The sequence below is a fragment of the Synechococcus sp. 'PEA 65AY6A-5F PE A' genome (assembly GCF_047462575.1).
In the GTDB taxonomy this organism is placed as follows: Bacteria; Cyanobacteriota; Cyanobacteriia; order Thermostichales; family Thermostichaceae; genus Thermostichus.
In genome coordinates this window covers 19,215-39,858 of record NZ_JAOALE010000004.1, presented here as the reverse complement: position 1 = coordinate 39,858, position 20,644 = coordinate 19,215, and the positions used below count along the sequence as shown (strand labels likewise).

Genomic DNA, 20,644 nt, shown 5'->3' with positions numbered 1-20,644 from the left:
GTTTCTCCGCCGAGATCGCCGAGATCCGAACTGAGCAGCAGCGGGCTGCCGAGCGCTTTGAGGTCCAGATGGCCGCAATGCGAGCCGAGCGGCAGGCCATCGAAGCCCAGCTCCAGACCGAAATCCAGGAGATCCGGACGCTGATTCAGCACAACCAGGAGCGGATTCGCCAGAACGAAGAGCGGGGAGATGAGCTGGAGAGGGCCATCCAGGAATCCCGCCGCGATATGCAGGCCGGCTTTGCCGAGCTGAGGGAGGCGCAAGCCCTGATGATGGAGCAATTCCGGGAGCGGGATGGCCGCCTGATCGAGGCTCATCTGGGCTTTATTCGGGAAATGCGGGAGATGCAGCGGGAAGTGGCGGAGTTGCGCCTGGATTTTCTCAACCACATGCGCCAGTACCACCCGCCTGTCGAACGCTAGATGGCTACGACAACATCTGGCCGATCACCTCAGCTTGCGGTTATAGGGGTAGCAGCAGATGGCTCGGTGGCCTCTTGGGCGATTCCCCCCCTCTCCCAAGCGCAAACCTTGGCCGGGCCCTCCAGCTTGCTGCAGCACTTTGCTGACCATCCGGCCCGCCAGATCCGGCTTACTGGACCAGTGGAAAGTTGGATCCCGCTTTTGCAAAAGGAGCTGGCGCAGGGATCCCTGGTTTTGTTGGCCAGCGGGGATCCGCTGTTTTTTGGGATTGGGCGCCTGTTAACGCAGTACTTCCCGGCGGAGCAACTGGCCTTTTATCCCCAAGTCAGCTCAGTGCAGTTGGCCCTCAACCGCCTGCAGATCCCCTGGCAGGAGGCCACCATCCTCAGCCTGCACGGGCGGGGGGTGGAGCGGTTGCAAGACGCCCTTAGGCAGGGATCCCCTCTTATTGTGGCCCTGACCGATCCGGAGCACACCCCGGCGGCGGTGGCCCAGTTTATCGCCGACCTGCGGCTGCCGGTGCGCTACCAGGGCTGGGTGTGCAGCCAACTGGGATCCCCCCACGAGCAGATCCTGCCCCTGCAAGAAGGGGAGAAATCTGCCTTCCCCAGCCCCAACTTGGTGGTGTTGCGGCGCGTTGAGCCGGAACCGGATCCCCGCCGCTGGCCTTTGGTGGGGATCCCGGACGACCAGTTCCACACCTTTCCCGACCAGCCCGGCCTGATCACCAAGCAGCCCATCCGACTGCTCACGCTGGGGGCGCTGCAACTGCCGCGGCAGGGAGTGGTGTGGGATATCGGGGCCGGCACCGGTTCCGTAGCCGTGGAGATCGCCCGCCTCTCCCCCCAGCTCCAGGTCTATGCCATCGAGCGCAACGCCACAGGCATTTGTCTTATCCGGCGCAACCGCCAACGCTTCGATCTGGAAAACCTGCACGTGATCCCGGGGACAGCGCCCCGGGTGCTGGCCGACCTGCCGGATCCGGAGCGGGTGTTGCTGGGGGGAGGCGGCAAAGGGATCCGCGATCTGCTGCCGGCGGTGGCGGCCCGCCTGCGGCCTGAGGGGATCTTGGTGGCTAACTTCGCCACCCTGGAAACCTGCAGCGAAGCTCTGCAATGGCTGCGCTCGCGGGGCTGGCAGGTGCGGGTGGAACACATCCAGATCTCCCGTTCCACGGCCTTGGCCGAGGGCACCCGCTTTTCCCCGCTCAACCCCGTTTACCTGCTGCAAGGGATCCCTTCAAATTTGAGGTTGCAGTAACGGCCTCGTCGCCCTGCCCCTAGCTGGGGGCAATTTACCCCTCGTCCTCCTCATCGGTGGTGAAGCTCGGTCGGTACAGGTAGGAGGGGCGGTTGGTCTTCTTAATTTGATCCTTGATGGACTCCAGGTCGATGTAGCGATCCGCCAAGTTAATTAGCTGGTCGCTGGTCATCGAGCGCAGGCTAACTACCTCCACCCGCGCCCCTTGGTAGCTGACGGCATTGACTGCATAGGCCAGATCCCCATCGCCGCTCACCAGCACCGCCGTCTCGTACCAGCGCACCAGCGACAACATGTCCACAGCGATTTCCACATCTAGATTGGCCCGCTTGGAGCCATCGGGCAGTTGGGTCAGCTCTTTGGTAACCACACGGTAGCCGTTGCGGCGCATCCAGAGCAAAAACCCCTGCTGCTTTTCGTTGTTGCGATCGACGCCGGTGTAGAAAAAGGAGCGCAGGAGGGGAGAACGGCCGGTCAGCGTCTTCAGCAGGCGGGTGTAGTCGATCTCAATGCCCATCTGTAGGGCGGCATAGAAGAGGTTGGATCCGTCGATAAAGATGGCCACGCGCCCACGGTCGTCCTGGAAGGGATCCGGGGGCTGAAAGCCGGGCTCAGGATCAAGACGCAACATTCGGGCTTTCTTCTCCAAGTTTTGGCAAAGGGATAGAAAAGCTATAGGAACAAGGCGTCGGCAAAAAAGGCCCTGGCTGGAGAGATACGTCATTTACCCTAGCGCAGGAAGCTCCCTCCACCCGGAAGACTTCCAAAATCCTAAAGAAAAATACTCACCGGAGGACGCTTGCAGATGCCCGCCCAAGAGGGGCCGCCCCCTTACTGTTTTTCCACCCCCTTGCGCAGGGGGGTGTTGCGCAGCCGCTACCGGCGCTTCTTTGCCGAGGTGGAGCTGGAAAATGGGCAACCGGTAACCGCTCACTGCCCCAACACCGGGCCGATGACGGGGGTTTGCCAGGTGGGAGCGCCTGTGTACCTCTCCTATCACCCCGATCCCAAGCGCAAATTGGCCTACACCTGGGAGATGATCCAGGTGGAAGGGGTGTGGGTGGGGATCAACACCGGCCTGCCCAATCGCCTGGTGGAATGGGGGCTGGCACGAGGGTGGTTTCCCCAATTGGCGGAGTTCTCCCGCTGGCAACGGGAAGTGACTTGCGGCAGGAGCAAAATCGACTTCCTGCTGATGGGAGACTCTGGCTTGGCCTACCTAGAGGTTAAAAATACCACTTGGGCCGTGGGATCCCGCGCCCTGTTTCCCGATACGGTGACGACTCGCGGCCAAAAGCACCTGGAAGATCTCATCGAGATCCGCCGGCAAGGGCAGCGGGCTCTGCTGCTGTATTGGATCAACCGCGCCGATTGCACCGAGTTTGCCCCCGGCGAAGAACGGGATCCCCGCTATGCCCATCTGTTTCGCCAGGCGCTGCAGGCTGGGGTTGAGGTGCTGCCCTACCGGATCGCGGTCTCGCCACAGGGGATCCGTCCGCTGGGTTTGGCCAAAATAGTGGCCTGAGCGTCGTCTTGGAAACCTGCTGCCATGCAAGTGGCCACCTGGAACGTCAACTCCATTCGCACCCGGCTGCCCCAGGTTTTGGCTTGGCTGGACAAGCAGGGATCCCTGGATGTGCTCTGCTTGCAGGAGACCAAGGTGGTGGATGCGGACTTTCCCCGCGCGCCCTTTGAGGAGCGAGGCTTTTACGTAGAAGTGTACGGGCAGAAAGCCTACAACGGCGTTGCCCTGATCAGCCGGGAGGTGCCGGAAAAAGTAGAGCGTGGCTTTGGGGCCCTGCTGCCGGCAGCGGCGGAGCTGGACGAGCAAAAGCGGCTGATCGGCGGCCTCTACCGCGGCATCCGCATTCTCAACCTCTACGTGCCCAATGGCGAGGCGGTGGGATCCGACAAGTACGCTTACAAATTGCACTGGTTGGCCCGCCTGAAGGATTACCTCAACATCGCCCTGGGCCAGGGGCAGCCCATCCTCCTCTGCGGCGACTTCAACATCGCCCCCGAAGACCGGGATATTTACGATCCCCGCAAAGCCGGGGAAATCATGGCCTCGGAGCCGGAGCGGCAGGCCCTGCGGGAGATCCTGGCTTTGGGGTTTGAGGATGCCTTTCGCAAATTCACCCCGGATCCCGGACATTTTAGCTGGTGGGACTACCGCGGGGGTGGGTTCCAGAAGAACCGCGGCTGGCGCATCGATCACTTCTACCTTTCCCCTCTGCTCCAGGACAAAGCTACTGCCTGCTGGATCGACGTCGAACCGCGGCGGGCACAAAAGCCCAGCGACCATGCCCCTGTGGTTGTGGAGCTGGCAATCTGAAATCCCCAGGCTGCTCGCTTGCCAATCCTTAATTTCAAGACAACAGCGGCCACCTGCGTTAGGCTGATAAGTGTTAACGAATGTATCGGGCTATCGCGATGGCGCTCTTTGGTTTTGGCAAATTGGGCAAGAAACTGACCCTGCCCACCCCGGAGGAGGCTTTGCCGGGCCGCTCCGAGCCAATGGCGATCGTCAACCGGCACTACGTCAAGGGCACGCCGCTAAAGCCCCCCTTTCCGGAGGGCATGGAGCTGGCCCTGTTCGGCATGGGCTGCTTCTGGGGAGCCGAGCGCAAGTTTTGGCAGTTGCCGGGAGTGTTCACTACTGCGGTGGGCTACGCCGGCGGGTATACTCCCAACCCAACCTATGAGGAGGTTTGCACCGGCTTGACCGGCCACAACGAGGTGGTGCGGGTGGTTTACGATCCGGCTCAAATCAGCTACCTGCAGCTTTTGAAGGTGTTTTGGGAAAACCACGATCCCACCCAAGGGATGCGGCAGGGCAATGATGTGGGCACCCAGTATCGCTCCGGCATCTACGTCTATTCCCAGGCCCAGCAGGAGCTGGCAGAAAAAACCCGCGATCTCTACCAGCAAGCCCTGAGCGCCCACGGCTACGGCCAGATCACCACTGAGATCCTGGACGCCCCAGAGTTCTACTACGCCGAAGACTACCACCAGCAATACCTGGCCAAGAATCCGCGCGGCTACTGCGGCTTGGGCGGCACCAAAGTTCCCTTGCCAGAGCTGGCTGCCGAGTCTGTTTGAGCCACACCCTGGCCGTCCCACCCTCACCCCCGGCCCCTCTCCCTGAGGGAGAGGGAAGTTAGAGCGGCGCGTTCGTGATGAGGTTGCCTAGCGATAAGGATCCCAAAGAAGGCCTAGAAGATGCGGCGGGAAGGGGATCCCCGCTCTAGCAGCTCCTTGGCCACCAGGGTCACCACTGCCAGCAAGGAGAGCACCACCGCTGCCGCATAGGCCGAGCCCGTGGCATAGCTGCGGTAGGCATCTTCCACAAACAAGGGAAGGGTCTGGGTACGGCCGATGATGTTGCCGGAGACCACGGCCACCGCCCCGAACTCCCCCATGGCGCGGGCATTGGTCAGGATGACGCCGTAGAGAAGGCCCCAGCGGATGTTGGGCAGGGTGATGCGCAAGAAGATCTGCCAGGAATTGGCCCCCAGCGTTTTGGCGGCCTCTTCCTCTTCGGTGCCGGCCTCTTCCAACACCGGCAGCACCTCCCGCACCACAAAGGGCAAAGTGATGAAAGCGGTGGCCAGCACAATGCCCGGAAAGGCAAAAATGACCCGCAGATTCCAGGATCCCAGCCAACCCTGACGGCCAAAGATCAGCACCAGCATCAGGCCGGCCACCACTGGCGAAATGGAAAAGGGCAGATCGATGAGGCTGAGCAGCAAGGCCCGCCCCGGAAAACGGCGGCGAGCCAGGGCCAAGGCGGCACAGAGGCCGAAAAGGGTATTGAGAGGCACGACAACCAAGGCAGTCAGCACCGTCAATCGGAGGGCACTGAGCAGCTCCCGCTCGGTCAGGTGCTGCAGAAAAGCTGGGATCCCTTCTCGAAACGCTTGGTAGAAGATGTTCACCACCGGGATCCCAAGCAGCAGGGCAATGTAGAGCCCGACAATGCCGATCAACAGGCCCGACAGCCAAGGGTTTGTCGATGGCTCCGGTTGGACCCCCGATATCCCGTCAGGTTTCATGGCGACTTCCCCAAGCTTGCAGAAGGTTAATCACCACCAGCGACAAGAAAGAGATCCCCAGCATCACTGTCCCGATTACCGTTGCCCCGGCATAGTCGTACTGTTCCAGCCGCTGGATCACCAGCACTGCCGCGATGAGATCCCGGAAGGGGATGCTGGAGGCGATGATAACGATGGAGCCATATTCGCCCACAGCGCGGGAAAACCCCAGGGCCACCCCGGTTAAAACAGCGGGCAAAATCTGGGGCAGCACCACCCGCCAGAAGGTCTGCCAGCGGGAGGCGCCCAAACTCCAGGCCGCTTCTTCCACCTCTTGTTCCAGCTCCTGCAGCACTGGCTGCACCGTCCGCACCACAAAGGGAAAAGAGATAAACAGCATCGCCACCCCCACCCCCAAGCGAGTGAAGGCAATGCGGATCCCCAAGGGGGCCAACAGGGATCCAATCCAGCCGTTGCTGCTGTAAACCGTCGCCAGGGTGAGGCCGGCAACAGCCGTGGGCAGGGCAAAGGGCAGATCGATCAACCCCTCGAGGAGCTTTTTGCCGGGAAAGGTGTAGCGCACCAACACCCAAGCCGTCAGGGTGCCCATTACACCATTCACTAAGGCCGCCAGCAGCGCAGTTACAAAAGTAACTTCATAGGCGGAGAGGGCCACCGGATCCGTCGCGATCCGCCAAAACTCCGCCCAGCCCACGCTGCTGGACTTGGCGATCAAGGCGGCCAGCGGCAGGGCCAACATCAGGAAGAGATAGCCCAAGCTCAGCCGCCACGGCCAAGACAGTTGAAACCCAGCTTGCTGCAACTTTCCTCAAGCTCCCAGCGACATCGGACTTCGTCCCGCCGTCGCCAGCGGGGTCATGGCAGTTTTCTTGTCGTTTTTTTTGAGGGGAAAGGCCTTGACCACCTTGGGACGGACATAGACCTGCTGCCCCACCTGCAGCGGCTGGCTGGCGTATTGATCCCGGCTCAGGTGGGCCCAGAGGGATCCGCCATCGCTCAAGACCAGCTCCGCCTGGATCTCCCGCCCCAGGTGGATGATCGCTTTTACCCACGCGGGGACGCCGCTGCTATTGGGGTTGACCTCGATCTGCACATCGTGGGGGCGCAAGAAAAGCTGGTGCGGGCCGGCCTGCGCCTCGGGAAGCTGGCAAGATAACAGGGAGCGGGGAGAGAGCTCGTTAACCGGGCCGATAAAGCTCATGACAAAGGGGGTGGCCGGGTGATCGTAGATCTCGGCAGGGGATCCCACCTGCTCGATCCGCCCCTGGTTCATGACCACGATCTGGTCGGCCACCTCCATGGCCTCCTCTTGGTCGTGGGTAACCAAGACGGTGGTGACGTGCACCTTGTCGTGCAGGCGCCGCAGCCACTGGCGCAGCTCCTTGCGCACCCTGGCATCCAGCGCCCCAAAAGGCTCGTCCAAAAGCAATACCTGCGGCTCCACCGCCAAGGCGCGGGCCAGGGCCACCCGCTGCCGCTGCCCCCCCGAAAGCTGCGAGGGATAGCGATCCCCGAACCCCGACAGTTGCACCAGCTCCAGCAGCTCGTCCACCCGTGCCCGAATTTCAGCTCTTGGCAGCCTGCGGATCTCCAGGCCAAAGGCAATGTTCTGCCGCACCGTCATGTGCTTGAACAGGGCGTAGTGCTGGAAGACAAAGCCAACATTGCGCTCCTGGACGCTGGCGTGGGTGGCATCCCGACCGGTGAGGAAAATCCGCCCCGTGTCCGGCTTTTCTAGACCAGCAATGAGGCGCAAGAGGGTGGATTTGCCCGAACCCGACGGCCCCAACAGGGCGACCAGGGATCCCGTGGGAATGGTGAGATCCGTAGGGTGGAGGGCCTGAAACTGCCCAAAACGCTTCGATACCCCTGCGATGGTGATGCCCATAGGTTCTGCCTAGCTAAGGGTTGGCCGGACGGCGTTTCTGACGAAGGAGGGAGCCTCTAATCTACGGTAAACCTGTCAACAAACCGTTGATACAGCCCCCAGGATACCCCGAACGGGGAGAGGAAGACAAGGGATCGGTCTACAACTGGGCTTGGATGCGGTCAAACAAAGCTCCATCGGCAAAGAAGCGGTTTTGGATTGTCTCCCAGCCGCCTAGGTCGGCAACGGTTACCAGTTTCTCAACAGGAGGGTAACGCCAGGCAAACTCTTGCGCCACCGTGGGCTCCACTGGCCGAAAACCCACCTTGGCAAAGGCCCGCTGCGCCTCGGGAGTAAAGAGGTAGTCTACAAAGGCTTCGGCCACGGCGCGGGTGCCCTTGCGGTCCACGTTGGCGTCCACCACCGCCACCGCCTGATCGATGGAGATGTTGGGATCCGGCACCACGTAGGGCAAGGGCTGGCCGCGCAAGCCCGCCAGGATCACCTCATGTTCGTAGATGAGTAGGGCATCCCCCTGCCCTTTTTGGAAAAAGACATCCGTAGCCTCCCGCGAGTCCCGCGGCAGGACGCGGACGTTTTTGTAGACCTGAGTAGTGAAGGCTAGGGCCTGCGGCTCAGGGACAGCGCTCCAGAGGGCCAAAAAGTTCCAGCGGGCGCCCCCTGAAGTTTTGGGGTTGGCGGTAATCACCTGCAGGCCGGGCCGAGCCAGATCCAGCCAAGAGCGGATACCACGGGGGTTGCCCTGTCGCGTGACGATGGCCGCCACCGAGCGGGTGACGATCCCCTGGTTGGGGGTGCGGCTTTCCCAGCCTGGCCGAATCAGGCCGGCAGCCACAATGCGCTCCACATCCAGGCCTAGGGCCAGGGCCACCACATCGGCATCCAGCCCCTCGATGACCGCCCGCGCCTGCGTTGCCGAGCCGGCGTAGCTGCTTTCCACCCGCACCCGTTGTCCGGTCTGGGCCAGCCAATGGGCCTCAAAGGCAGGGATGATCTGGCGGTAGGCATCGCGGGTCACTGCAAAAGAAGCTAGCAGAATCCTCACTTCCCCCTGGGATCCCGCCCCGCCGCCGCAGCCACCCAGCCCCAGCAGAAGTCCTAGAACCAGGGATCCCAGCCCCAGCCACCGCCCCACTCTCGCCGACCAGCCCACCGCGATGGGTAATCTGTTCACAGCCATCCCCAAAAGCTTCTCACCCCCAACCCCTCTCCCCAAAGGCGCGGGAAGGTTGGGCGTCAGGGATCTATTCTACGGTTCTACGGTAAGCCGGTCGGTAAACCGTTTTTAGAGCCAGGGCTAGCTAGGCAGGGCGTGGGGAGCGCTGCATCGGCAGCAAGATCCAACGTGGCCCTGAGGAGGCCGGGATCCTCTGGGGAGGGGAGCAACTGGAACCCCAAGCGCCTACACAGGCGGCGCATGCCCTCGTTTTCGCTGAGCACCTCGCCGGCCAGGCGCTGGATCCCTTCGCAGCGGGCCACCTGAATGAGGCGGGTCAAGAGCTCCGTGCCGATCCCCTGTCTTTGGTAGGGATCCGCCACCAGCATGGCAAACTCTGCTTCTTGGGGAAAGCCATGTTTTCTGGAGAGGCGGCTGATGCCGAGGATTAAGGACTTCGTCCCGCTGACGCGATTGGCCTCTGGCTCCTGTTTTTCTGCTACTAAGGCAATCTCGCGGTCGTAATCGTTAAAGCAAATGCGGGTAAGGCGCTCGTGGGCGACGCGGGCGCTGTATTTGATCGGGTGGAAGTAGCGCAGATAGACGCTGTAATCGGAGACGTGGCGGTGAAAATCGATCACCAAAGGCTCGTCTTCAGGGCGAATGGGGCGAATGGTGATGCCGTCGCGGAAGCTCCAGATGTACTGGCTGGGGTAGGGGCGGATGGCCAACGGCACGGGTGGTTCTTGCTCCGCGCGCAAAATGACGCGGGCATCCAAAGCCAGCAGTTTCTCGCCAGAGACCAACAGCGGGTTGATGTCGATCTCTTTGATCTCCCGCTGCTCGGCCACCAGTTGGCTGAGGCGCACCAAGAGCTGTTCCAGGGCCTCCAGATCCACGGCTGGGCGTCCCCGCACCCCCCTGAGGGCCTTGTAGATGAGGGTGTTTTCCATCAAGCGCCGCGCCAAGGTGGTGTTGAGGGGGGGGAGGCCGATGGAGCGATCTTGAAACACCTCCACCAGTTGGCCGCCGCTGCCAAAGAGCAACACCGGCCCAAATTGGGGATCCTCGCTGCTGCCCAGGATCAGCTCGTAGCCGTTGGTGGGAACCATGGGCTGCACCGTCACCCCTTGAAAGTGCTGGGATCCGGCTTTTTCGGCAACATTAGTCTGGATCTGCTGGTAGGCCCGCCGCACGGCTTCGGCATCGGGCAGGTTGAGCTGCACGCCGCCTACGTCGCTTTTGTGGGTGAGGGTGTGGGAGTAAAGCTTCAGCACCACCGGGTAGCCTATGGCCTCAGCAGCTTCCACCGCCGCTTCCGAACTTGCTGCCACCCGCGTGGGCACCACCGGGATCCCGTAGGCGGCTAGGATCTCCTTGGACTCGACCTCGGTCAGGAGCGTGCGACCTTGCTGCCGGGCTTGGCTGAGGATTTGGTGCACCCTATCCCGCTCGACCGCTCTTGCAGGGGGCAAAGTGGGAGTTTCGTAGAGGGCCTTGAGGTTGTCGCTAAAGCGCCACAAGTAGCCGAACACCCGTGCCGCCTGGTCTGGGTAGCGGTAGGTGGGGATCCCGGCCTGGTTGAGGATCTGCTCGCCGGCATCCACCAGGGCTCCCCCCATCCAACTGGCCAGGATGGGTTGGCGGGATCCGCTGCGCCGCCAGGTCTCCACCACTTTCTCAGCCGTGGCCGTGGGATCCGTCATGGCTTGGGGGGTGAGGATCACCAAACAGCCCTGGCTAGCGGGATCCCGCAGCACCACTTCCAGCGCCTGGGCAAAGCGCTCCGGGCCGGCATCGCCCAGGATATCGATGGGGTTGCCGTGGCTCCAGTGGGGCGGCAGGATCTGGTTGAGCTGCTCCAGGGTTTGGGGAGAAAGCTGGGCCAGGGATCCGCCGGCGCGGATGAGGGCGTCGGTGGCCAGCACCCCCGGCCCGCCGGCATTGGTGAGGATGCTGAGGTGGGGCCCTTGGGGACGAGGCTGTTTGGCCAGCACCTCCGCCATGTCGAAGAGATCTTCAATGCGATCCACCCGCAGCACACCACAACGGCGAAAGGCCGCATCCAAAACCGCGTCGCTGCCGGTGAGGGATCCCGTGTGGGAGGCTGCTGCCTGGGCTGCTGCCTGGGTGCGCCCTGCCTTGATGACAATGATGGGCTTGCTCAGGGCCACCTCGCGGGCCGCCGACAAAAACGACCGCGCATCCCCGACGGATTCCATGTAGAGGACGATGCTGTGGGTATGGGGATCCTGGCCCAGGTAGTCGATGAGATCCCCCCAGCCCACATCCAGCATCGATCCCAGGGAGATAAAGGCGCTAAAGCCGACATTTTCCTGCAGGCTCCAGTCTAGGATCGAGGTGCAGAGGGCCCCGCTTTGGCTGATAAAGCCCACGTTGCCGGGCCGGGCCATCTGGGCCGCAAAGGTGGCATTTAGGCCCGTGTGGGGGTTTTGGATCCCCAGGCAGTTGGGGCCAATCAGGCGCAACTTGCCGCGGGCGGCCTGTTGGATGGTCTTTTCCAGGGCCAACCCCTCCGGGCCGATTTCCTTAAAGCCTGCCGAGAGGACAATGGCCCCCTTGACTCCGGCCTCGACGCATTCTTGGATAACCGCCGGCACCCCGGCTGCCGGGATGGCGATGATGGCCAGATCCACCGGCTCGGGCAAGGCGGAAAGCCGCTCGTAGGCCCGGATGCCCAACACCTGGTGCCGCTTGGGGTTGACCGGGTAGACCGTGCCCCCAAACGGGTGGCTGATCAGGTTCCACAAGACCGTGCGCCCCACACTGCCCTCCCGCTCTGTTGCCCCCACCACCGCCACCGAGCGGGGCAGAAAAATGGGATCTAAGGGGTGGGATCTGGCCTTCCAGATGTCGAGGCTGGGGTCAGGGCGGCGCCGCATGGGCTTACTCCTCAATGTCTGGTGACTAGGCCAACACCGGCTCCGGCTGGTGGTAGAGGGCAGCCTCCACCCGGCAGCCCCGGTAGGCCAAGATGTACAGCTCCTTCATATCCTGGATAAGGGGGTAGCGGGGGTTGGCGCCGGTGCATTGATCATCGAAAGCCTGCTCCGCCATCGCCTCCAGACGGTCGTAGAACGCCTGCTCGCTCTCGCTGAGGGCCTCGCGGATGGTAGCCGGGATCCCCAGCTTCCGCTTGAGCTCTTCGATGGCCTCAATGAGGCGCATGACCTTTTCATCGTCATTGGCCCCGCCCAACTGCAGGTAATCGGCAATCTCGGCATAGCGGTGCTTGGCGTTGGGGTAGCGGTATTGGGGAAAGATGGCCTGCTTGAAGGGAGCGTCGGTGGCGTTGTAGCGGATGACGTGGGTAATCATCAAAGCGTTGGCCAGGCCGTGGGGCAGGTGGAAGGTGGATCCCAGCTTGTGCGCCAGGGAGTGGCACACCCCCAAAAAGGCGTTGGCAAAGGCCATGCCGGCAATGGTGGCAGCGTAGTGGACCTTTTCCCGCGCTTCTGGATCTTCGGCCCCCCTCTCGTAGGCCCGCGGCAGGTAGGTCATCAGCAGCTTAATCGCCTGCAGCGCCAGCCCGTCGGTAAACTCGCTGGCCATCACCGAGACATAGGCTTCCAGAGCATGGGTAAGGGCATCGAGGCCGCCGTAGGCGGTTAGCTTCTTGGGCATCTTCAAAGTGAGATCCGGATCCACGATGGCCATGCTGGGGGTGAGGGCGTAGTCCGCCAGGGGGTACTTGATCCCCACCCGGTCGTCGGTCACCACCGCAAAGGGTGTCACCTCGGATCCCGTCCCGGAAGTGGTGGGGATGCAGACCAGTTGGGCCTTTTGCCCCAGCGGCGGCAGCTCGTAGACCCGCTTGCGGATGTCCATAAAGCGCGTGGCCAGGCCTTCAAACTCCACCTGCGGCTGCTCGTACATCAGCCACATCACCTTGGCCGCGTCCATGGGGGATCCGCCCCCCACGGCGATGATCACATCCGGCTGAAACTGGCGCAGCTGCTCCAGGCCGCGGTTAACGGCGCTGAGGGTGGGATCCGGCTCCACGTCGTGGTAGACATCCCACTTTATCTGGAGCTCCTCGAGAACCCGGGTAACCGGCTGCAGCACACCCAGCTCGAAAAGGGGCTTGTCGGTAACCAAAAAAGCCCGCTTTTTGCCGGCCAACTCCCTCAAGGCCACCGGCAGACATCCCCGCTTAAAGTAGATCTTGGGCGGCACCCGGAACCAGAGCATATTTTCCCGCCGGTAGGCCACCGTTTTGACGTTGAGCAGGTGGCGCGGCCCCACATTGTCCGAGACCGAATTGCCCCCCCAAGTGCCACAGCCTAGGGTGAGCGAGGGATCCAGCCTGAAGTTATAGAGATCCCCAATTGCTCCCTGGGAAGAGGGGGTGTTGATCAGCACCCGCGCTGTTTGTAGGGCATTTTCAAAGTAGGCAATATCGTCCCGATTGGCGGGATCGGTATACAAAACAGAGGTGTGGCCCCGCCCCCCGAAATTGACCACTTGGACGGCCATATCGACAGCGCTGTGGAAATCCTTGGCGCGGTAGAGGGCCAAAACAGGAGCCAATTTTTCGTAGGAAAACGGCTCTTCGGGCCCCACCTTCTCCACTTCCCCAATCAGCAGCTTGCTGCCTTCGGGTACCTGGATCCCGGCCAGAGCAGCGATGGTCTGCACCGATTGGCCAACAATAGCTGGATTGAGACGGCCATCCTTGAGGAGAATGCGGCGCACCGCTTGCGTCTGTTCCGGATCCAAAAAGTAGGCCCCTCGATGGCAAAACTCCGCCTTCACCTGCTCATAAACGGCCTCCACCACGATCACCGCCTGTTCCGAGGCGCAGATCATGCCGTTGTCAAAAGTTTTGCTGAGCAAGATCGAGCTGACGGCTGTGGGAATGTCGGCGCTGGCGTCGATCACCGCCGGCGTGTTGCCCGCCCCCACACCCAGCGAGGGGTGGCCGGAGGAATAGGCCGCCTTGACTAGGGCGGGGCCGCCGGTGGCCAGGATCAACTTCACCTCCGGATGTTGCATCAAAGCCTGAGACAGCTCGATGGTGGGCTCGTCGATCCAGCCGATCAACCCCACAGGCGCACCGGCTGCCTCAGCCGCCTCCTTGACCACCTTGGCCGCGGCAATGGTGCATCGTTTGGCGCGGGGGTGAGGGGAAAAGATGATGGCGTTGCGGGTTTTCAGGGTGATGAGAGCTTTGAAAATGGTTGTCGAAGTGGGGTTGGTGACTGGCACAATGCCCGCCAAAAGCCCCACCGGCTCGGCAATGCGCTCGTAGCCAAAACTCTCGTCCCGCTCGATGACGCCACAGGTTTTCTCGTGTTTGTATTTGTTGTAAATGTATTCAGAGGCAAAGTGATTTTTGATCACCTTGTCTTCCACAATCCCCATGCCGGTCTCTTCCACGGCCAGCTTGGCCAGCGGGATCCGTTCGTTGTTGGCGGCCAGGGCAGCTTTGTGAAAGATCCGATCCACCTGTTCCTGGGTGAAGGTGGCATACTCAGCCTGGGCAGCTTTTACCTGTTGGATCAGAGCTTCCAGTTCCTCGAGGTTGGTGACAGGCATAGGTGGATCCTCCAAAATTACATCCATACAGGTTAAAAGTTGAGGCAACCGTTAGAAATTGCTGCAAGACTCCATGGGCCTGCTGACCGGCTAAGCGCCAACAGGCGCGGGAACCTGGATCTCAGTGGTCATTTTTGGGGGATGGGTAAGGGTGTTGTGGATGATGCACGCATCGACTGCCTTTTCCAACCCTTTTTGGTGTTTTTCGTCGAGCGGGATCCCACTTTTCACCCGAATGCAAATGTTGTCTAGGCGGGCAGGGTGCTCGACTTTATCTGCGGTAACAACCACTTCCAGCCCTTTGGGATCCAACTGCCGCGCTTCCAAATACTTGACGGCATAGAACCCCACACAAGCACCCAAAGAGGCCAAAAACCACTCCGGCGGCGTCATTCCCTGATCTTGGCCGTGGTTGTCCAAAGGCTGATCGCTGAGGATGCGATGGCCGCGGCTTTGGGCTTGAAATTGAACGCCATTTTGGTAGGTTACGCGCACTTCCACCGGGGATCCCTCCTCATTTTTGGAGCTACCAGAGTTGGCAAGCTGCTAGACTATTGGGTTCAACTAAGTTCAACTTAGCATTACCTTGGAGACAGCCTAAGGACTTTAGAGATGACTTTGGGATCAGGCTGGCTCAAGTCAGAATTGGCTCTAGTTTTGTTGCTGTCGCTCCAGCGATAAACTAAACTGCCACCAATCCCCGCTCGCGAAAGATCTGCAAAGCGTGGTTGATCTGTTCCGGGGTGGGCGGCTGAACATCGCTGAGGGTATAGGGCAATCCCAACTGCTGCCATTTGTATTCCCCCATCTTGTGAAAGGGCAAAACTTCCACCCGCTCCACGTTGGAGAGCGTGGCCACAAACTCGGCCAAGCCCTTGATGTTTTCCTCGGGATCTGTTAGCCCGGGAACCAGCACAAAACGAATCCAGGTGGGCTTGTGAATCTGATCCAAATAGCGAGCCAGATCGAGAGTGGGCTGCAGCGAAACGCCGGTAACTTTGCGATAGAGCTCCGGCAGATAGGACTTGATATCCAGTAGCACCAAGTCTGTATGGGCCAACACCGGCTTGGCCACGCCCAAGGGCGCATAGCCGGAAGTATCTAGAGCCGTGTGCAAGTCCAGCTCATGGCAGCGGCGGAAAATCTCCGCCACAAAGTTGGGCTGCATCAACGGTTCCCCCCCGCTGGCCGTGACTCCCCCGCCCTTGAGGTAGTAGTTGCGGCAGCGCTGGATCTCCGCCATGAGGGAATCCACCGTCACCACCTGGCCGGCATTGGGATCCCGACAGTCCGGATTGTGGCAGTACAGACAGCGCAGAGGACAGCCCTGCAGGAAGATGACAAAGCGGATCCCTGGCCCATCTACCGTGCCACAGGTTTCAACCGAGTGAATGCGGCCGGTCACCGGCCTCGAGGGGTTGAGGGAGGTACCCATAACTTCTATTCTCAATGGCTTTTGCAAAATATCAATTAATCTTGAGGTTTTCTTCCAAATTGCTGGCTACGTTGCCCACCCCCTGGCTTTGACTTTGGGTTTACCTGGGCTGGGTTTTCTTAAGTTGAAAACCGATGGAAAGACCCCAAAGGGCCTACTGGGAGACACCTGACGAGATGTTGTGTAGGCGATGCGCCTTCGGATCAAAGCCCGCTGGGAAATGGGTATAGGCATCGAAATCGGCGTGATCCAGCAAAGCCCCCTCCAAGAGGGCACCGCGGAAATCAGTGCCGAAAAGCAGGCATCCTCGCAGATCGGCTCCAGATAGGTTGGCGTCGCTGAAATTGGCAAAGCTGAGATCACACCCCCGCAGGTTGGCGCCTGCCAGGTTGGCCCCGCTGAAGTCGGCAGAGCGCAGGTCGGCACCGGCTAGGTGGATCCCTTGTAGGTCGGCCTGGAGCAGCTCGATCCCTTGGAAATCTCGCTGTCCTGCCGCGTAGTCTCTAACCAAGTCCAAAGCGCTATAGCTCATCGAACCTCCTTGCTGGGGGATCCCTTTCCCTGGGTATGGGCAGCCTTCAGGGATCCCCTGGCCGTCGTTTAGAAGTGTTGATGGAAGGTGCGGTTAATCACATCCAGTTGTTGCTCGCGGGTGAGCTTGATGAAGTTCACCGCGTAGCCGGAAACCCGGATGGTGAGCTGTGGATAGAGCTCTGGGTGCTCCATGGCGTGCAGCAAGGTCTCGCGGTTGAGAACGTTCACGTTGAGGTGAAAGCCGCCATCCCGCATGTAGCCGTCCAGCAGCCCCACCAGGTTAGCAACCCGCTCCTCGGCTGTGCGACCTAGGGCCGCCGGCACGATGGAGAAGGTGTTGGAGATGCCATCCAGAGCGTCGTCGTAGGGCAGCTTAGCCACGGAAGCCAGCGAGGCCACCGCCCCCTTGGTGTCGCGGCCATGCATGGGGTTGGCCCCAGGGGCAAAGGGTTCACCTGCGCGCCGCCCGTCAGGGGTGTTGCCGGTTTTCTTGCCGTAGACCACGTTGGAGGTGATGGTGAGAATGGACTGGGTGGGGATGGCGTTGCGGTAGGTTTTGTGCTTGCGCAGCTCGGCCATGAAGGTCTGCACCAGTTGCACCGCAATCTGGTCAACCCGGTCGTCGTTGTTGCCGTATTTGGGGAAGTCGCCCTCCACCGCGTAGTCCACCACCAAGCCCCGCTCATCCCGGATGGCCCGCACCCGCGCGTACTTGATGGCGGATAGGGAGTCGGCTGTTACCGACAGGCCGGCCAGGCCAAAGGCCATGGTGCGCACCACATCCCGGTCGTGCAGGGCCATCTCCAGGCGCTCGTAGCAGTACTTGTCGTGCATGTAGTGGATGATGTTCATGGTGTTGACGTAGGTCTTGGCCAGCCAGGCCATCATCTGCGCCATGCGCGGCCACACCTCGTCGTAGTCCAGGACATCGGCGGTGATGGGGGCGAAAGCAGGAGCCACCTGCTCGCCGGAGATCTCGTCCCGGCCGCCATTGATGGCGTAGAGGAGGCACTTGGCCAGGTTGACCCGCGCCCCAAAAAACTGCATCTGCTTGCCGATGCGCATGGCCGACACACAGCAGGCGATGCCGTAGTCATCCCCCCAGTAGGGGCGCATCAGGTCGTCGTTTTCGTACTGGATGGAGCTGGTTTCGATGGAGACCTTGGCGCAGTAGCGCTTGAAGGCTTCCGGCAGCCGCTCCGACCAGAGCACGGTCAAGTTGGGCTCGGGCGCTGGGCCAAGGTTGTAGAGGGTATGCAGCATGCGGAAGCTGGTCTTGGTAACCAGAGGCCGCCCATCCAGCCCCATGCCGCCGATGCACTCGGTTACCCAGGTGGGATCCCCGCTAAAGAGCTCGTTGTACTCCGGCGTGCGCAAAAACCTGACCATGCGCAGCTTCATGACAAAGTGGTCGATGAGCTCCTGGGCCTCTTCCTCGGTGAGGATCCCGGCCTGCAGATCCCGCTCGATGTAGATGTCTAGGAACGTGGAGACCCGCCCCAGGGACATGGCAGCGCCATTTTGCTCTTTGACGGCTGCCAGGTAGGCCAGGTACAGCCACTGGATGGCCTCGCGGGCGTTGCTGGCCGGACGGCCCAGGTCAAAGCCGTAGCTGGCCCCCATTTCCTTGAGCTCGTGTAGGGCTTTGATCTGCTCCGAGAGCTCCTCCCGCAGGCGGATGGTTTCTTCATCCATCGTGTCCAGGTCGAGGCTGGCTTTTTGCGCCTCCTTGTCCTCAATCAGCCGATCCACCCCATAGAGGGCCACCCGCCGGTAGTCGCCGATGATGCGGCCCCGCCCATAGGCGTCCGGCAAGCCCGTGATGATGCCAGAGCGGCGGCAGCGGCGCATCTCCTCCGTGTAGGCGTCGAAAACCCCGTCGTTGTGGGTCTTGCGGTACTTGGTAAAGATTTCCTTAACCTTTGGATCCAGCTCGTAGCCGTAGGCCTTGAGGGCCGTCTCCACCATGCGGATGCCGCCGAACGGCATAATGGCCCGCTTCAGGGGCTTGTCGGTCTGTAGGCCTACAATTTGCTCCAGCTCCCGGTCGATATAGCCCGGCGGGTGGCTGGTGATGCTGGAAGGAAGGTCCGTGTCGGCATCCAAAACCCCCCGCTCCCGCTCCAGCGCCATCAAATCCTTAACCTTGGCCCACAGCCGCTGCGTGCGTTCGCTGGCCGGCGCCAAGAAGCTTTCGTCGCCGGTGTAGGGAGTGTAATTGCGCTGAATAAAATCTCGGACATCAATGCAGCGTTGCCACCGTCCCGGCAGAAAATCTCTCCCAATCGTTTGATCGGATACTTTGCGTTCTGTGGTTTTTTGGGCCTTCGATTCTGTAGATAAAGCTACAGAACGCTGCGCGCTTGCTATCATAACAATCCTCCCGGCTATTACGCCTAACAACTCCGCCAATAGGCTGGCGACAGGGCGAGGCGACGCCTCAGCAGCTGCCAAAAGCTACAACAATCTTTGCAAAAGGGAAGGTCTAGCCACTCACTTGAGGGAGAGCTTTTAGCAACTCTGCTGTTTCTTTTTTTAGATGTTGGCCCTACACCTCGCCCACTTCAATTTTAGTCTCTTGCCCTGGGAAGATGTTTTTGTGGGCGCATTTTTAACCGTGTTTTTTAATGTTGTCTTAAGAGTTTGCTGGAAAGAGTTTTGACCTTTTCCCTCGCCGAAGGGCCGACCTATGCTGAGGTAGGGCAGCCCCGGTTGCCCCACCAGAAGACCTGGTGTTCGCGTTAGCAGTGCGTTTTCTATGAAGTTTTCTATGAACCCGTCCATTCGAATTGTCCAAGGGATCCACCACCTGCACTTCTACCTTTGGGATCTGCCCCGTTGGCGGGAACACTTTTGTCGGGTTTGGGGCTTCCGGGTGGCAAGCGACGCCGGCAACACCCTGGAGCTGGAGCAGGGATCCCTGCGCTTGCGCCTGTCTCAGCCGGCACGGGCGGGGGACGAGGTGGACCGCCATTTGCAGCGGCATGGGCCGGGGGTGGTGGATGTGGCCTTGGCGGTGGGAGAGCAGGAGCTACCGGCCTTGGCGGAGCTGTTGCGGGGCCGAGGCGCCCAACTGGCGTGGATCCCGGCAGCAGCGGCGCTCTGCCTCCACACCCCCTACGGGATCCGGCATTCTCTGATCCCTGGCCCCTTGGATGCCGCCCCTGCCGAAGCGGGCCTGTTTTCCCACTGGGATCACGTGGTGTTGAACGTGGAGCAGGGATCCCTGCAGGCGGCAGCCGACTGGTATGGGCGGGTGCTGGGCTGGCGGCGGCTGTACCGCTACAGCATCGGCACCGCCACCTCCGGCCTGGAAAGCGTGGTGGTGGGGGATCCGGAAGCGGGGATCCAATGGGCCATCAACGAGCCCACCTGTGCCGCTTCCCAGATTCAGGAGTTTTTGCATGCCCATGGCGGCCCGGGCATTCAGCACGCGGCGCTGCACAGCTCAGACATTGTTGCCAGCCTGCGCCGGTTGCGGCAGGGGGGAGTGGACTTTTTGCAAGTGGCGCCGCAGTACTACACCAGCCTGGAAAGGGAGCTGGGGTTGGCGCTCCGTTCTGCCCTTGGGCAGGCCATCTCCTGGCAAGACCTGGTGGAGCAGCAGATCCTTCTGGATGCTACCCTGCCCGCTTCTGATGGCCAGGATCGCCCCCTTCTGCTGCAGACCTTTACCCAGCCCCTCTTTGGTCGGCCCACCTTTTTCTTTGAAGTCATTCAACGGCTAGGCGGGGCCACGGGCTTTGGCGAGGCCAATTTTCAGGCTTTGTTCGAGGCCCTGGAACGGCAACAGCGACAGCGACACCAGGCGCTGACCCCTTAGCTACAGCCGGCAGGGATCCGGAAAACTTTTCTCGGTTCCCTGGAAGTTTTATCCCAATAGTAAATGGCTATAGCTAAGAGTTCAGAGCAGTTGGGCGGCGATTGCTCTCAACAGGTGATTTTGGTTGATGGGCTTGGTTAAGTAGGCATTAGAGCCAAGCCGCAGCCCTTCTTCCATGTCTTCTCGGCTGGTTTTCGAGGAGAGAAAGACAAAGGGGATGTGGGCAGTGGACCGATCCCATCTCACGGCATCTAACACTCCATAGCCGTTCAGCTTGGGCATGACCACATCGCACAACACCAAATCCGGCAGGAGAGCGTGCACCATCTGTAATCCTTCCTCCCCATCGCTGGCCGCGACAGTGTCGTACCCAGCTCGTTGCAACACTTTCTGCAAATAGGTGCGGATGGCGGGTTCGTCTTCAATCACCAAGATGCGTTTGGACATGTGGCTTCGTAAAAAAGCAAACAAGAAACCCCCAATCCCTTGGGCTGGCCGTCGGCTTCCTGGAA

17 protein-coding genes and 1 pseudogene are annotated in these 20,644 nt (G+C 61.0%); 6 read left to right on the top strand and 12 right to left on the bottom strand.

Annotation, left to right across the window (positions count from 1 at the left end; translation table 11 throughout):
- A pseudogene (locus GG26_RS02495) lies at positions 1 to 422 on the top strand (hypothetical protein); the annotation flags it as partial.
- On the top strand, positions 423 to 1,682 hold the full coding sequence (gene cbiE, locus GG26_RS02490; protein WP_099812468.1) for a precorrin-6y C5,15-methyltransferase (decarboxylating) subunit CbiE: 1,260 nt from the start codon (positions 423 to 425) through the stop codon (positions 1,680 to 1,682). It abuts the pseudogene before it with no gap.
- Positions 1,683 to 1,716: 34 nt separating this feature from the next.
- Here the strand turns inward: cbiE and GG26_RS02485 are convergent, their stop codons facing one another.
- Positions 1,717 to 2,313 carry an NYN domain-containing protein gene (locus tag GG26_RS02485; protein ID WP_011429371.1) on the bottom strand — a complete coding sequence of 199 codons (597 nt, stop codon included), beginning with the start codon at positions 2,311 to 2,313 and terminating at the stop codon, positions 1,717 to 1,719.
- Between the two features lie 174 nt (positions 2,314 to 2,487).
- Here GG26_RS02485 and sfsA point away from each other — a divergent pair, with 174 nt between their 5' ends.
- The 3 genes from sfsA (at position 2,488) to msrA (ending at position 4,784) form a co-directional block, all read left to right on the top strand.
- Positions 2,488 to 3,207, top strand: coding sequence for a DNA/RNA nuclease SfsA (sfsA, locus tag GG26_RS02480; RefSeq protein ID WP_011429372.1), 720 nt, complete (start codon positions 2,488 to 2,490; stop codon positions 3,205 to 3,207).
- A gap of 24 nt (positions 3,208 to 3,231) precedes the next feature.
- Positions 3,232 to 4,017, top strand: a complete 786-nt coding sequence (gene xth, locus GG26_RS02475) for an exodeoxyribonuclease III (protein ID WP_099812467.1) — start codon at positions 3,232 to 3,234, stop codon at positions 4,015 to 4,017.
- A gap of 98 nt (positions 4,018 to 4,115) precedes the next feature.
- Entirely contained in the window at positions 4,116 to 4,784 is a 669-nt protein-coding gene (gene msrA, locus GG26_RS02470; RefSeq protein WP_099812466.1) for a peptide-methionine (S)-S-oxide reductase MsrA, read from the top strand.
- A 113-nt stretch (positions 4,785 to 4,897) separates the two neighbouring features.
- Here the strand turns inward: msrA and cysW are convergent, their stop codons facing one another.
- The 10 genes from cysW to pflB form a co-directional block, all read right to left on the bottom strand.
- The gene (gene cysW / locus GG26_RS02465) at positions 4,898 to 5,737 is read right to left on the bottom strand and encodes a sulfate ABC transporter permease subunit CysW (RefSeq protein WP_099812465.1); all 840 of its coding nucleotides are present in this window, start codon (positions 5,735 to 5,737) and stop codon (positions 4,898 to 4,900) included.
- Entirely contained in the window at positions 5,727 to 6,539 is an 813-nt protein-coding gene (cysT, locus tag GG26_RS02460; protein WP_099812464.1) for a sulfate ABC transporter permease subunit CysT, read from the bottom strand. The genes cysW and cysT overlap by 11 nt, the downstream gene beginning before the upstream one ends.
- 6 nt (positions 6,540 to 6,545) lie before the next feature.
- The gene (locus GG26_RS02455) at positions 6,546 to 7,625 is read right to left on the bottom strand and encodes a sulfate/molybdate ABC transporter ATP-binding protein (protein ID WP_414388735.1); all 1,080 of its coding nucleotides are present in this window, start codon (positions 7,623 to 7,625) and stop codon (positions 6,546 to 6,548) included.
- 139 nt (positions 7,626 to 7,764) lie between these two features.
- On the bottom strand, positions 7,765 to 8,799 hold the full coding sequence (locus tag GG26_RS02450; protein ID WP_414388733.1) for a sulfate ABC transporter substrate-binding protein: 1,035 nt from the start codon (positions 8,797 to 8,799) through the stop codon (positions 7,765 to 7,767).
- 83 nt (positions 8,800 to 8,882) lie between these two features.
- Positions 8,883 to 11,684, bottom strand: a complete 2,802-nt coding sequence (locus GG26_RS02445; RefSeq protein ID WP_414388731.1) for a GNAT family N-acetyltransferase — start codon at positions 11,682 to 11,684, stop codon at positions 8,883 to 8,885.
- Positions 11,685 to 11,709: 25 nt separating this feature from the next.
- Complete coding sequence (gene adhE, locus GG26_RS02440) at positions 11,710 to 14,340, bottom strand: bifunctional acetaldehyde-CoA/alcohol dehydrogenase (protein WP_414388729.1); 2,631 nt, start codon at positions 14,338 to 14,340, stop codon at positions 11,710 to 11,712.
- A gap of 90 nt (positions 14,341 to 14,430) precedes the next feature.
- Positions 14,431 to 14,841: an OsmC family protein gene (locus tag GG26_RS02435; RefSeq protein ID WP_011429381.1), complete on the bottom strand. Its 411-nt coding sequence runs from the start codon at positions 14,839 to 14,841 to the stop codon at positions 14,431 to 14,433.
- A 181-nt stretch (positions 14,842 to 15,022) separates the two neighbouring features.
- The gene (gene pflA, locus GG26_RS02430) at positions 15,023 to 15,775 is read right to left on the bottom strand and encodes a pyruvate formate-lyase-activating protein (RefSeq protein ID WP_414388727.1); all 753 of its coding nucleotides are present in this window, start codon (positions 15,773 to 15,775) and stop codon (positions 15,023 to 15,025) included.
- A 154-nt stretch (positions 15,776 to 15,929) separates the two neighbouring features.
- The gene (locus tag GG26_RS02425) at positions 15,930 to 16,307 is read right to left on the bottom strand and encodes a pentapeptide repeat-containing protein (protein WP_414388725.1); all 378 of its coding nucleotides are present in this window, start codon (positions 16,305 to 16,307) and stop codon (positions 15,930 to 15,932) included.
- A gap of 68 nt (positions 16,308 to 16,375) precedes the next feature.
- Positions 16,376 to 18,682, bottom strand: coding sequence for a formate C-acetyltransferase (gene pflB, locus GG26_RS02420; RefSeq protein ID WP_414388723.1), 2,307 nt, complete (start codon positions 18,680 to 18,682; stop codon positions 16,376 to 16,378).
- Positions 18,683 to 19,079: 397 nt separating this feature from the next.
- On the opposite strand from pflB, the gene GG26_RS02415 reads away from it, so the two are divergent.
- On the top strand, positions 19,080 to 20,132 hold the full coding sequence (locus GG26_RS02415) for a VOC family protein (RefSeq protein ID WP_011429385.1): 1,053 nt from the start codon (positions 19,080 to 19,082) through the stop codon (positions 20,130 to 20,132).
- Between the two features lie 81 nt (positions 20,133 to 20,213).
- Here the strand turns inward: GG26_RS02415 and GG26_RS02410 are convergent, their stop codons facing one another.
- Complete coding sequence (locus GG26_RS02410; protein ID WP_414388720.1) at positions 20,214 to 20,579, bottom strand: response regulator; 366 nt, start codon at positions 20,577 to 20,579, stop codon at positions 20,214 to 20,216.
- Positions 20,580 to 20,644: the final 65 nt, after the last annotated feature.